The sequence below is a fragment of the Streptomyces pseudogriseolus genome, from assembly GCA_002154585.1.
In the GTDB taxonomy this organism is placed as follows: domain Bacteria; phylum Actinomycetota; class Actinomycetes; order Streptomycetales; family Streptomycetaceae; genus Streptomyces; species Streptomyces pseudogriseolus.
The window spans coordinates 1-12,744 of sequence record MUNG01000278.1; the positions used below are offsets into that span (position 1 = coordinate 1).

The window sequence follows — 12,744 nt, forward strand, 5'->3', positions numbered from 1 at the left end:
TGCCGCTGGAACGCGAAGAACACGACCACCGGTACCACCAGCGACAGGAACGCCCCCGGCGCCAGCACGTCCACGTTGCTGCCGAACTGCCGGATCTGCGACTGCAGTTCCACCGTCAGCGGCTGCGACGAGCTGTCCGCGAACAGCAGGGCCACCAGCATGTCGTTCCACACCCACAGGAACTGGAAGATGGCGAGGCTGGCGATCGCCGGCCGCCCCACCGGCAGCACCAGCCGGGTGAAGATCCGCCACTCGCTGCCGCCGTCCATGCGCGCGGCCTCCAGCATCTCCTTCGGCATCTCCGCGAAGTAGTTCCGCAGCAGGAACACCGCGAACGGCAGACCGTAGGCCACGTGGAACAGCACCACGCCGGGGATGGTCCCGAACAGGCCGAGCTGACCGAAGAGTTTGGCGACCGGCAGCAGACCGATCTGCACGGGCACCACCAGCAGCGCGACCACGACGAGGAACACCGTGTCCCGCCCGGGGAACTCCAGCCAGGCGAAGGCGTATCCGGCGAGCGCGGCGACGACCACGACGAGCACGGTGGTGGGCACCGAGATCAGCACGGTGTTCCAGAACGCCTGTGTGATGCCGGAGTTCTCCAGCAGCGCCGAGTAGTTGTCGAAGGACAGCTGCCCGGGGCTGGTGAACACGGTCCACCAGCCGCCCTTCGCGGTGTCCTCGGCGGACCGCAGCGAGGACAGGAACAGACCGGCCAGCGGGGTCATCCAGACCAGCCCGATCACCACCAGGAAGGCCTGCACCACCGCGTTGCCCAGGCCGCGACGGATCACGTTCATCGCTGACTCCTCTTGAACCGGCGGACGTTGAACACCATGGCCGGGATGACCAGGAGCAGCAGCAGGACGCCGAGCGCGCTGCCCAGCCCCTGGTTGTTGCCGCCGCCGAAGGACACCAGCCACATCTGGGTCGCGAGGACGGTCGCGTCCTCCTGCACGGGTCCGGGCGCGATGATGTAGACGAGGTCGAAGACCTTCATCACGTTGATCACCAGCGTCACGAAGACCACGGTCAGGACCGGCGCGAGCAGCGGCACGGTGATCTTCCGGAAGATCTGCCACTCGTTGGCGCCGTCCATGCGGGCCGCCTCCAGCGCGTCCCGGGGCAGCGTGGCCAGGCCGGCCCCGATCAGCACCATCGCGAACCCGGTCCAGATCCACAGGTACGCCCCGATGATGGCCGGGGTGACCAGCGCCGGGCCGAGCCAGGAGACGCCCTCGTAGGGCGGTGCGAAGTTGTCCGAGGGCAGCTTCAGCGCGTACGAGCCGTCGTCGAGGCCGGTGAAGCGGAAGGAGCCGTCGGACGCGGTGGTGGTGCTCGCGACCTTCTTCCCGTCGCGCACCGCCTCGACGGTCACGCCGGGCAGTCCGCTCTCCTTCTCGTCGACCTCGCCCTGCCTGCCTCCTCCGCCGGGCGTGAAGTCCAGGTACACTACGCCGCGCACCTCGTCCGGGGCGGCCGTGTCCGACGCCGCCTTCGACGCGGGCCCGGCGTCACCGGGCAGGTCCTTGGGGGCGACGCCGACCAGGCCGAGCGCCGCCGTGCCGCCGGGCGACACGTCCGCCGCGGTGACGTAGGAGCCGTCCGGTTCCTTGGTCAGGCCCTGGCCGTCGCGGGCCCGGGCGGTGGGGTAGGAGGAGCTGCCCGTGAAGGCGTCGTGGACGGAGACGACGGCCGCGTTGAGGACGCCCTTGTCGGGGTCCTCGTCGTAGGCGAGGCGGAAGATGATGCCGGCGGCCAGGAAGGACACCGCCATCGGCATGAACAGCAGCAGCTTGAAGGCGGTGGCCCAGCGCACCTTCTCCACCAGCACGGCGAGGATCAGGCCGAGGCCGGTCAGCAGGGTCGGGGCCACGACGACCCAGACGGCCGTGTTGCGGACGGCCTTGAGGGTGGCCGGGTCGCGGAACATCTCGGCGTAGTTCTCGCCGCCGACGAACTCGGTGCCGGAGGCGTCGAAGAAGCTGCGGCCGACGGAGAACAGCACCGGGTACACGACCAGCGCGCCGAGGAGCAGCAGCGCGGGAAGCGCGAACAGCAGGGCGACGATCCGGCCGCGCCGGCGCAGGCGCCGCCCGCGCGCGCCGTCGGGGCGCGCGGGGGCGGGCGGGATCGCCTCTTTGGTGAGTGTGGCGGTCATGGCCGTCAGTTCCCGTAGGCCTTGGCGGCGGCCTTCTCCAGCTCGGCCGCGGTCTTCCGCGGGTCGGACGGGTTACGCAGGAAGTCCTGCAGGATCTTCCACTCGCCGGCGCCCTTGGTGCCGCCGAAGGCCGCGGGGGCCTGGTCGGACATGTCGAAGCGGACCGAGTCGCCGGCCGCGACCAGGGACTCGGCGGTGGCGCGGGTGACGTCGTCGCCGTACGAGGACAGGTCGAGCTTCTTGTTCGGGGAGAGGAAGCCGCCCGCCTCGGCCCAGACGGCCGCGGCCTCAGAGCCGGCCAGGTACTCGACGAGCGCCATGCCCGCCTCGCTGTTCCTGCCGTCCTTGAGGACGACGGCCGCGTCGCCGCCGCTGACCACGGGCGCCTCACCGCCGCCGACCGGCGGGAACGGGAAGAAGTTCGCGTCGGTGCCGATGGTGCGGCCGAACTGGTCCTTGGCGACGCCGGCCACGAAGTCGCCCTCGTAGACCATGGCGGCCTCGGCCTTGGGCCCGAAGACCTTCTCCACCGAGCCGGGGAAGTCGGTGTTCAGCGCCCCCTTCTGGCCGCCCGCGATCAGCTGCTTGTCCTTGAACAGCTTGCCCAGGGTGGTGAGCGCGTCGACCACGGTCGGGTCGGTCCACTTGATCTCGTGCGCGGCGAGGGCGTCGTACTTCTCGGGTCCGGCCTGCGAGAGGTAGACGTTCTCGAACCAGTCGGTGAGGGTCCAGCCGTCCTGGCCGGCGACGGAGAAGGCGGCGAGCCCGGAGTCGGAGACGGTCCGGCCGTTCTCCAGCATCTCGTCGAAGGTTTTGGGCTCGGCGACGCCGGCCTGCTCGAGCGCCTCGGGGCTGTACCAGACGGTCGACTTGTGGGCGGCCTTGAAGTACAGGCCGTACAGGGTGCCGTCGACGCTGCCGTAGTTGCGCCACACCTCGGCGAAGTTGGCGCCGACGGCCGACCGCACCTTCGTGTCCAGCGGCTTCAGCCAGCCCTGCGCGGCGAACTGCTTGAGCACGCCGACCTGCGGGACCATCACGACGTCGGGGGCGTTGCCGCCCTCGATCTTGCTGCCGACGACGGTGGAGACGTTGTCGCCGGTGGAGACGAACTGGGTCTTGGCGCCGGTCTTCTCGGTGAAGGCGTCGAGCACCTTCTGGAAGTTCTCCTGCTCGCTGCCGGACCAGACACCGGCCACGGTGACGGTCTGGCCGCTGAGCGCCTTGTCCCCGCCGCCGGCGGCGACGGGTTCGCCGCTTCCGCAGGCGGTCGCGCCGAGTGCGAGGACGAGGGCGGTGCATCCGGTGAGCAGGGTGGTACGTCGTCGCATCATCATCGATGTCCCTTCGGGTGTTACGGGAGTTGACCGGGCGTGCGTGCTCAGGCGCCGTCGATCCACCAGGCGGCGGTGGAGCCGGGCAGTTCCCCGGGGCGGCACGGGCCGCTGGCGAGCAGCGGGGTGCCGGCGACCGGGGCGGGTACGGGGGCGGTGCCGAAGTTGACGGCGCAGACGAGGTCGTCGCGGGCGAACGCGAGGACGCCGGGCTGGGTGTCCAGCCAGCGCAGCGTGCCCTCGCCCAACTGGTGTAGGGCGGAGCGCAGTTGCAGGCCGTCGCGGTACAGGTGCCAGGAGGAGCGGGTGTCGGCGAGGGCGCGGTGGGTGGCGTACTCGGCGAAGTACTCGGGCTGCGGCAGCCAGGGCTTGGCGCCCTCGGCGCCGGAGGTGAAGCCGAACGGCGAGGCCTGTCCGGACCAGGGCAGCGGCACCCGGCAGCCGTCGCGGATGCGGGCGCGGCTGCCGGTGCGGCGGAAGATCGGGTCGGTGAGCACGTCGTCGGGCAGGTCGACGACCTCGGGCAGGCCCAGCTCCTCGCCCTGGTAGATGTACGCGGCGCCGGGCAGCGCGAGCATCAGCAGCGCGGCGGCGCGGGCGCGGGCGGCGCCGAGTCCGCTGCCCTCGGGGGCGGGTTCGCCGTAGCGGGTGACGGTGCGCACCTGGTCGTGGTTGTTGAGCACCCAGGTGACGGTCGAGCCGGTGCCGGCGATGTCCTGCATGGCCTCGGAGATGACCTTGCGGAAGGCGTCGGCGTCCCAGGGCGCGCCGAGCAGGTCGAAGAAGAAGGCCTGGTGGAGCTCGTCGGGGCGGACGTAGCGGGCGTGTTCGCGGGCGGTGGGGACGGAGACCTCGCCGACCAGGAGGCGTTCGCGGCCGTCGCGGGCGGTGTACTCCTCGCACACCGCGCGCCAGTGCCGCCACACGTCGTGCACCTCGGGCTGGTTCCAGGCGAGCGGGTTGACCGAGTCGCGGGTGCGGGCGTCGGCCTCGGGGTCCGGGGAGTCGGGCAGCTCGGGGTGCTTGAACAGGCCGGCGGCGACGTCGATGCGGAAGCCGTCGACGCCCCGGTCCAGCCAGAACCGCAGGACGTGGTCGAACTCGGCGGCGACCTCGGGGTTGCGCCAGTTCCAGTCGGGCTGTTCGGGCGTGAACATGTGCAGGTACCACTGGCCGGGGCGGCCGTCCGCCTCGGTGACGCGGGTCCAGGCGGGGCCGCCGAACATGGCGTGCCAGTTGTTGGGCGGCTCGGCTCCGCCGGGGCCGCGGCCGTCGGCGAAGTGGAAGCGGGCCCGCTCGGGGCTGCCGGGGGCGGCGGCCAGCGCCTCGCGGAACCAGGGGTGCTCGCTGGAGCAGTGGTTGGGCACGATGTCGAGCAGCACCCGGATGCCGAGGCGGCGGGCGGCGGTCATCAGTCGGTCGAACTCGTCGAGGTCGCCGTAGACGGGGTCGACGTCGCGGTAGTCGGCGACGTCGTAGCCGTGGTCGTGCTGGGGCGAGGGGTAGAACGGGCTGAGCCATATCCCGTCCACGCCGAGCTTCTTGAGGTAGGGCAGTCCCGCCCTGACCCCGGCGAGATCGCCGATGCCGTCCCCGGTGCTGTCCAGAAAGCTGCGGACGTACACCTGGTAGATCACCGCGTCACGCCACCAATGGTGCCTGTTCACCCCGATTGACCTGTCTGTGAGGAGCGCTGCTGGTTATGCATGCATGTTAGGTAGCGGTGAACAGCGGGTGTCAATGAACGTGCGCAAGCTACCGGGAGGTTACGGGGAGCAAGCCGGTGCGAACTGGGGTTTTTCCGGCATGAACGAGACGTGCGCGTTACCTAACAAGTAACTGGAGAGGGGGTTCAGCGAGCGGAGACGGCGGCCAGTTCCGCCGCCAGCCGGCGCACCGCGGCCTCCGGGGTCTGCCGCCCGCTCATCGCGTCGTGCACCACCGCCTGCACCACCAGGCTCACCTGGTCGTAGCGCGGGCTCTTGGGCCGCGGCGCGGCGGCCAGCACGCTCTCGCGCAGGGTCGGCAGGTAGGGGAACCGGCGCACCAGCTCCGGGTCGTCGTACAGGTCCGCGCGTACGGGCGGCAGCGCGCCGCGCGTGAGGACCTGGCGCTGCACCCGCTCGCTGATGAGGTACGCGAGCAGGCGGGCGGCGGAGTCGGGGTGCCGGGCGTGGCTGCTGACGGCCAGGTTGGACCCGCCGAGCACGCTGGTGCCGGGGCCGTCAGGGCCCGGCAGGGGCACGGCGCCGACCTTCCCGGCGACCTTCGAGCCGGGGGCCGAGGCGGCGACGTACGCGTAGGGCCAGTTGCGCAGGAAGAGCAGCCTGCCGTCCTGGAAGGCCCGCTTGGACTCCTCCTCCTTGTACGTCAGCGCCTCCTTCGGGATCCAGCCCTCGCGGACCCCGCGGGCCAGGAAGCCGATGCCCTTGCGGGCCGCCCGGGAGTCCACGGTGACGCGTTCGCCCTCGTCGCCGAGGATGGTGCCGCCCGCCGAGTAGACGGCCTCCGCGGCGTTCACCGTGAGCCCCTCGTAGGGGAGGAACTGGCCCGCGTAGCCGGCCAGTCCGTGCGCGGGGGCGAGGGTCTTCGCCGCCCGCTCCAGTTCGGCCCAGGTGCGCGGCGGCGGGACGCCCGCCTCGTCGAGGACGTCCTTGCGGTAAAGCAGCAGCCCGGCGTTGGTCACGTACGGGACGGCGTACAGCCGGTCGTCGTAGGTGGCCGTGCCGACGACCGGGGGCAGGAAGGCGTCCAGCGGGAACCGGTCGCGGGGCAGCGGGCGGATCCAGCCGGCTGCGGCGAACTCCGAGGTCCAGCTGACGTCGATGTTCAGCACGTCGAAGCGGCCGCCCTCGCCGGCCCGCAGGTCGGTGATCATCTGCGCGCGGGTCTCGTCGGCGGAGTCGGGCAGTTCGACGAGGGTGACCTCCTCGCCGGGATGGGTGCGGTTCCAGCCGTCGAGGACGGAGCCGAGATAGCCGGTGAGGTCGCCGGCGGTGGCCAGGGTGAGCGGTCCGCGCCCGTCCCCGGGGCCCTCGTCGGCGCTCGCGCCGGAGGCGACGTAACCGGTCAGAACGACGACCAGGACGAGAAGGCCCCTACCCGCGGCATGGATCCACCGCATAGGTTCCCTCCTGTACACCGGCACCCGGGCACCCTTGCCGGGGTCAGAGGCCATGTATACCCGTTAGGTATGGGCGATACTAGGTCCTGCGGCACATTACCCAGGACGCGAGGAGGAGAGCACGAGTGCGGCTGCCCCTCCTGGCGCTGCTCGCCCGCGGCCCGGCGCACGGTTACGAGCTCAAGCAGGACCTTGAGCAACTGCTGGGCGCCGCGTACCCTCAGCCGAACGTCGGCCAGATCTACGTCACTCTCGGCCGCCTCGAGAAGACGGGGCTGATCGAGGGCGAGGCCATCGAGCAGTCGAGCCGGCCGAACAAGAAGGTCTACCACCTCACCGAGGCCGGGCACGAGGCGCTGCGCGTCTGGTTCGAGGAGACGGCGGACGAGCCGCGGGTGCGGGACGAGTTCTTCATGAAGCTGGCCCTGGCCCCGCAGACCGGGCTCGCCGACCAGATCTCCCTGATCAACCGCCAGCGCCGCCAGTATCTGAACACGATGCGGCAGCTGTCGAAGCTGGCCGCCGCCGAGGACCGGGACAACCGCATCTCCCATCTGCTGATCGAGGGCGCGATGCTGCACCTTCAGGCCGATCTCGACTGGCTGGAGCGGTGTCAGGAAGAGCTGGAGGAGCTTCAGTGAGCGACAGCGACGCTCCCCTGCTGCGTGCCGAGGGCCTGGTCAAGACGCACCACGGCGAGGGCGCACCGGCGCACGCCGTGCGCGGGGTCGGCCTGCGGGTGACCCGCGGCGAGTTCGTGGCGGTCACCGGCCCCTCCGGCGCGGGCAAGTCGACGCTGCTGCATCTGCTCGGCGGGCTCCAGCGGCCGGACGAGGGCAGCATCTGGCTGGACGGCGAGCGCGCCGACGGCTGGAGCGAGGCGCGCTGGGCGGTGGAGCGGCGGCGGCGCATCGGGATCGTGTTCCAGTTCTTCAACCTGGTCTCCGACCTGTCGGTGGCGGACAACGTGGAGCTGCCCGCGCTGCTCGCGGGGGTCCCGCCGAAGAAGGCCCGTGCCGGGCGCCGGGAGCTGCTCGCCGAGCTGGGCCTGGAGGGCAAGGAGCGGAGCATGCCGCGCGAGCTGTCCGGCGGCGAGCAGCAGCGGGTCGCCCTGGCCCGGGCGCTGGTCAACCATCCGCCGCTGCTGCTGGCCGACGAGCCCGCGGGCAGCCTGGACAGCAGGGGGACGCGCGAGGTGATGCGGCTGCTGTCCCGCTTCCACCAGCGCGGGCAGACGATCGTGCTGGTCACGCACGACGCCCGGCTGGCGAGCGCCGCGGACCGGGTGATCTCGTTCTTCGACGGCCGGATAGCCGACGACGCCACCCTCGACGCGGGCCCGCCACCGCGCCGGGCCGGCGCGTCCGGCGTGCTGGAGCTCAGGGACTGACATGCGCGTGACCCGCCGACGTGCCGCGAAGGCCCGCATACGCGTCCTCGACCGACCCGCGAGGGGCTGAGGCCGGTGCGAGCGACCCTGCGCTGGGCGCACTCCGATCTGCGCACGCACCGCGGCGAGGCGCTGTTCCTGGTGCTCGCCACCGCGGGCATCGTGGTGTCCCTGCTGCTGGCCACGGCCCTGTTCGGTTACGCCACCAACCCCTGGCAACGGGTCTTCACCCAGGCGCACGGCGCCCACGTCACCCTGCACACCGCCGCCTCCGCCGACGCCGGCGCCCTGACCGGACTGGAGGGGGTGCGGTCGGTCGCCGGCCCCTACCCCACCTCGTCCCTCACCCTCGCCTCGCAGGGCGGCCGCGCCTCCGTCGAGGTGCGCGGCACCGCGGACCGGCCCGAGGTGGGCCGCCCGATCCTCACCTCCGGACACTGGCTGGACGCGGCCACGCCCGACGGCGTGGTGCTGGAGAGCGGGCTGGCCCGCGCCCTGCTCACCGGTCCCGGCGACACCCTCACCGTGCCCGGCACCGCGCGGCGGTTCACCGTGGTCGGCGTCGCCGACAGCGCGGAGCCCCGGTTCCGGCCGGGCGAGCGGGCGGGGCTCGTGTGGGCGCTGCCCTCGGCGGTGCCGGACCCGGACGGGCAGGTGATCGGGCTGCGGCTGGCCGACCCGGGTGACACCGGGTACGCCGTGCAGCGGGCGGTGACGCGGCTGGGCGCCGGGGCGATCGGCGAGGTGGCGACCTGGCAGCAGGCGCGCGCCGAGGCGCAGGGCGACAACCGGCTGCTGGGGCAGGTGCTGGGCCTGTTCGGGCTGGGCGCGCTGGCCGCCGCCGGGTTCGCCGTGCACGGCGCGATCACCACCCGGATCCGGGGCCATCTGCGGGACATCTCCGTACTCAAGGCGATCGGCTTCACCCCCGGCCAGGTGGTGCGCGTCTTCCTCATCCAGCATCTCGGCTACGCCCTGCTGGGCGCGGTGGCCGCCGCCGCGCTCACCGAGGCGCTGGGCGGGGCGGTCCCGGGGCGGCTCGGGGACGCGGTCGACGTGTGGCAGGGGCTGCCCGGGCACACCGGTGCGCTGATCGTGGTGCCGGTGGGGGCGGTGCTGTTCATCGGCGCGACCACCGGGCTGGCCGCCTGGCGGGCTGGCCGGGTGCCGCCGGTGCCGGTGCCGCGTCCGGCCGCGGCGCCGGCGGGGCGGCTGAGCGGGGCGGCGCGCCGGGCGCTGGGCGCACGGGTGCCTCCGGCGCTGGTGCTGGGCTGGCACAAGGCGTTCACCCGGCGGCCGCGGTCGCTGGGCGCGGTGGCCAGGCTCGCGCTGCCGCTGCTGCTGATCGTGGTGGCGCTGAGCGCGTGGACGACGATCGACCGCTTCCACAGCGCCCCCGAGCGGATCGGGCTGCCGACGGCGCTCAGTGTGCGCGCCGACGCCTCGCTGGACGACCGGGAGGCGCGGGAGCTGCTGGAGAGCGATCCGCAGGTCGCCGCCGCCTACCCGGGTGTGGAGGTGGCCGCGCTGGTCCCCGGCCAGACCGCGACGATCGCGCTGCGCGGGTACGGCACCCGCGCGGCCCCGTACCCGTTCACGCTGGCGGAGGGCAGGGCGGCGCTCGGTCCGGACGAGGCGGTGGCCGGGCAGGGGCTGCTCGACCTGCTGCACGTGCGGGTGGGCGACTGGGTGCGGATGACCGTCGGCGACCGCCCGCAGATCCTGCACATCGTGGGCCGCAGCATCGAGCCGGAGAACGCCGGCCGGGTCATCTCCACGTCGCTCGACACCCTCCGCGCCAACGACCCCGGGATGCGGCCCGGCCTCCACCAGGTCCGGCTCGAGCCCGGCGCGGACCCGGCGGAGGTGGCGGCGCGGCTCGCAGCGGAGGGCCGCGGCCACCTGGACGTGCACACCGTGGCCAACCCGGCGGACGGACTGTCCCCGCTGCGCGCGGTGGTGCTCGGGCTGGTCGTGGTGCTGGCCCTGATCGGTCTGGTGGAGCTGCTGACGGCGATCGGCGGCACCGTCCGCGAGGGCGAGCGCGATCTGCTGGCGCTGAAGGCCGTGGGCCTGTCACCCCGGCAGATCACCGCGGTCACGGTCGTCGCCACCGCCGGTACGGCTCTGGCGGCGGTGCTGCTGGCCACCGCGCTGGGGCTGCCGCTGGCGCACTGGCTGATCGACGCCCAGGGCAGGTCGAGCGGCATCGGCGCGGGGATCGCCCGGCTGCCCTCCGCCGCGCTGCTGGTGCTGCTCGGCGGGGCCGCCGTGCTGGGCGCCGCCGCCCTGGCCGCCGTCCCGGCCGCCCGCGCGGCCCGCCGCCGCCTCGCGGACACGCTGAGCGCGGTGGCCTGAACGGCGACCTTCACGAGCCGTAGGGGGCCTGGGGGTTGTACGGGGTCGGCGGGTTGTAAGGGGTCTGCGAGTTGTAAGGGGCGTAGGGGTTGCCGGCGCCGAGCGCGTACGGGTTGCCCTGGGGCGGGATGTACGGGTGCCCGGTCGGGGCGCCCGGGGGCATCGGCGGGACGGGGCCCGGGACCGGCGGATGGCCCGCCGGGTGTGCGCCGAGCCGGATGCCGTAGCGCCGCTTGAGCCGGCCGGTTTCCAGCAGGGCGATCGCCGTGACGGTCACCGGGGCGCCGAGGATGAAGACGACGCCGAGGGTGAGACCGAGTCCGTGCAGGTCGCCGGTGACCAGGTCGGGGACCGCCACCAGCCAGCTGGTGACCGTGGAGAGCAGCGCGGGCAGGCAGCGGTGCACGGCGCCCGTGCCGAAGAAGTTGCCGGTGACCCGGAAGGCTCCCCGGGCGACGAAGACGAGCATCCACATCATCGCCGCGCCTCCCGCGATGATGACGAGGGGGCCGTGGGTGGCGTTGGTGGTCTGCACGAGCAGCGCCAGCGCGACGACGGAGCCGATGAACAGCAGAAGCAGCGCGAGGGAGTTGAGGAGCGGTGTCCTCAACTGCCGCAGCGTGCCGGTGCGCCGCCAGACGAGGAGCATGACGCCGACCGTGACGGGGGTGAGGAACAGCAGCACCGCCGAGGCGGTGAGGGCGTTCTCCAGCAGCTCCGTGACGTCGAAGCCGCCCTCCAGCACGGTGTAGACGCCGATGGACGCCACTGCTCCGGCGATGACCCGGATGCGCTTGAGCTTGTCGATGGCCGGGTCGAGCGACGGCGGGATCCACGCCGGGTGGAAGACCGCCTCGGCCACCTTGTGGGGCTTCAGGAAGCTCCGCGCCGTGAGTGTGCCGCCCGTCCACCGGCCGATCGTACGTGCCACTTCGTGTTCCCCCGAGTGCTCGCCGTGATCTTCGACCCGGCGATTGTACGGGAGCGCACGGGAGCGGACGGAGGCTCACCGCCCGCTCCCGTACGCCGTGTACGGCCGCGTACGCCGTGGTCAGCGGCGTCCGCGCAGCTCCCGGTAGGCGGCGACCAGGGCCTTCGTGGAGGGGTCGAGGCCGGGAACGTCGGCGCCCTCGGTCAGGGCGGGCTCGACGCGCTTGGCGAGCACCTTGCCGAGTTCGACGCCCCACTGGTCGAAGGAGTCGATGTTCCACACGGCGCCCTGCACGAACACCTTGTGCTCGTAGAGCGCGACCAGCTGGCCCAGCACGGACGGGGTCAGCTCGGTGGCCAGGATCGTCGTGGTGGGGTGGTCGCCCCGGAAGGTCTTGTGCGGGACCAGTTCCTCGGGCACCCCCTCGGCGCGCACCTCGTCCGGCGTCTTGCCGAAGGCGAGGGCCTGCCCCTGGGCGAACAGGTTGGCCATCAGCAGGTCGTGCTGCGCCTTGAGCCCGTCGCTCAGCTCCCCCGCGGGCTCGGCGAAGCCGATGAAGTCGGCGGGGACCAGCTTGGTGCCCTGGTGGATCAACTGGTAGTAGGCGTGCTGCCCGTTGGTGCCGGGCGTGCCCCACACGACGGGACCGGTCTGCCAGTCGACCTCGCGTCCGTCCCGGCCGACGTACTTGCCGTTGGACTCCATGTCGAGCTGCTGGAGGTAGGCGGTGAACTTCGACAGGTAGTGCGAGTACGGCAGCACCGCGTGCGACTGCGCGTCGTGGAAGTTGTTGTACCAGATCCCCAGCAGGCCCAGCAGAAGCGGCGCGTTGGCCTCCGGCGGTGCCGTGCGGAAGTGCTCGTCGACGATCCGGAACCCGTCCAGCATCTCCCGGAACCGGTCCGGACCGATCGCGATCATCAACGACAGCCCGATCGCCGAGTCGTAGGAGTACCGCCCGCCGACCCAGTCCCAGAACTCGAACATGTTCGCCGTGTCGATCCCGAAGTCGGCGACCTTCCCGGCGTTCGTCGACAGGGCGACGAAGTGCCGGGCGACGGCGGCCTCGTCCTTGAGCGCCTCCAGCAGCCAGGTGCGGGCGGACGTGGCGTTGGTGACCGTCTCGATCGTGGTGAACGTCTTCGACGCCACGACGAACAGCGTCTCCTCCGGATCCAGGTCCCGGATCGCCTCGTGCAGATCCGCGCCGTCCACGTTGGACACGAACCGGAACACCATGTCCCGCGCGGTGTAGGCGCGCAGCGCCTCGTACGCCATCGCCGGGCCCAGGTCCGAGCCGCCGATGCCGATGTTGACGACGTTGCGGATCCGCCGGCCCGTGTGGCCGGTCCACTCGCCCGAGCGGACCCGGCCGGCGAAGTCGGCCATCCGGTCCAGCACCGCGTGCACGGCCGGGACGACGTTCTCCCCGTCGACCTCGAC

10 protein-coding genes are annotated in these 12,744 nt (G+C 72.4%); 3 read left to right on the plus strand and 7 right to left on the minus strand.

Going from position 1 to position 12,744, the window contains the following annotated elements:
* From CCN29_RS23250 to CCN29_RS23270, 5 genes are all read right to left on the minus strand, one after another.
* Positions 1-803, minus strand: an 803-nt coding sequence (locus CCN29_RS23250; RefSeq protein ID WP_086684230.1) for a carbohydrate ABC transporter permease, incomplete at its 3' end; no start/stop codon positions are given.
* Complete coding sequence (locus tag CCN29_RS23255) at positions 800-2,164, minus strand: ABC transporter permease (protein WP_086684233.1); 1,365 nt, start codon at positions 2,162-2,164, stop codon at positions 800-802. The genes CCN29_RS23250 and CCN29_RS23255, both read right to left, overlap by 4 nt.
* Positions 2,165-2,169: 5 nt before the next feature.
* On the minus strand, positions 2,170-3,498 hold the full coding sequence (locus CCN29_RS23260; RefSeq protein WP_086684251.1) for an ABC transporter substrate-binding protein: 1,329 nt from the start codon (positions 3,496-3,498) through the stop codon (positions 2,170-2,172).
* A 47-nt stretch (positions 3,499-3,545) separates the two neighbouring features.
* Entirely contained in the window at positions 3,546-5,165 is a 1,620-nt protein-coding gene (locus tag CCN29_RS23265; protein ID WP_086684236.1) for a glycoside hydrolase family 13 protein, read from the minus strand.
* 185 nt (positions 5,166-5,350) lie between these two features.
* Positions 5,351-6,622: an ABC transporter substrate-binding protein gene (locus tag CCN29_RS23270; RefSeq protein WP_086684238.1), complete on the minus strand. Its 1,272-nt coding sequence runs from the start codon at positions 6,620-6,622 to the stop codon at positions 5,351-5,353.
* Between the two features lie 125 nt (positions 6,623-6,747).
* On the opposite strand from CCN29_RS23270, the gene CCN29_RS23275 reads away from it, so the two are divergent.
* The 3 genes from CCN29_RS23275 (at position 6,748) to CCN29_RS23285 (ending at position 10,370) form a co-directional block, all read left to right on the plus strand.
* Positions 6,748-7,263, plus strand: a complete 516-nt coding sequence (locus CCN29_RS23275; RefSeq protein WP_031019809.1) for a PadR family transcriptional regulator — start codon at positions 6,748-6,750, stop codon at positions 7,261-7,263.
* The gene (locus tag CCN29_RS23280; protein WP_031019807.1) at positions 7,260-8,012 is read left to right on the plus strand and encodes an ABC transporter ATP-binding protein; all 753 of its coding nucleotides are present in this window, start codon (positions 7,260-7,262) and stop codon (positions 8,010-8,012) included. Before CCN29_RS23275 ends, CCN29_RS23280 begins: the two co-directional genes overlap by 4 nt.
* A gap of 75 nt (positions 8,013-8,087) precedes the next feature.
* Positions 8,088-10,370, plus strand: a complete 2,283-nt coding sequence (locus CCN29_RS23285) for an ABC transporter permease (RefSeq protein ID WP_086684242.1) — start codon at positions 8,088-8,090, stop codon at positions 10,368-10,370.
* 10 nt (positions 10,371-10,380) lie between these two features.
* Here the strand turns inward: CCN29_RS23285 and CCN29_RS23290 are convergent, their stop codons facing one another.
* Complete coding sequence (locus CCN29_RS23290; protein WP_086684245.1) at positions 10,381-11,301, minus strand: hypothetical protein; 921 nt, start codon at positions 11,299-11,301, stop codon at positions 10,381-10,383.
* 120 nt (positions 11,302-11,421) lie between these two features.
* The coding region (pgi, locus tag CCN29_RS23295) for a glucose-6-phosphate isomerase (protein ID WP_086684248.1) at positions 11,422-12,744 on the minus strand (1,323 nt) is incomplete at its 5' end.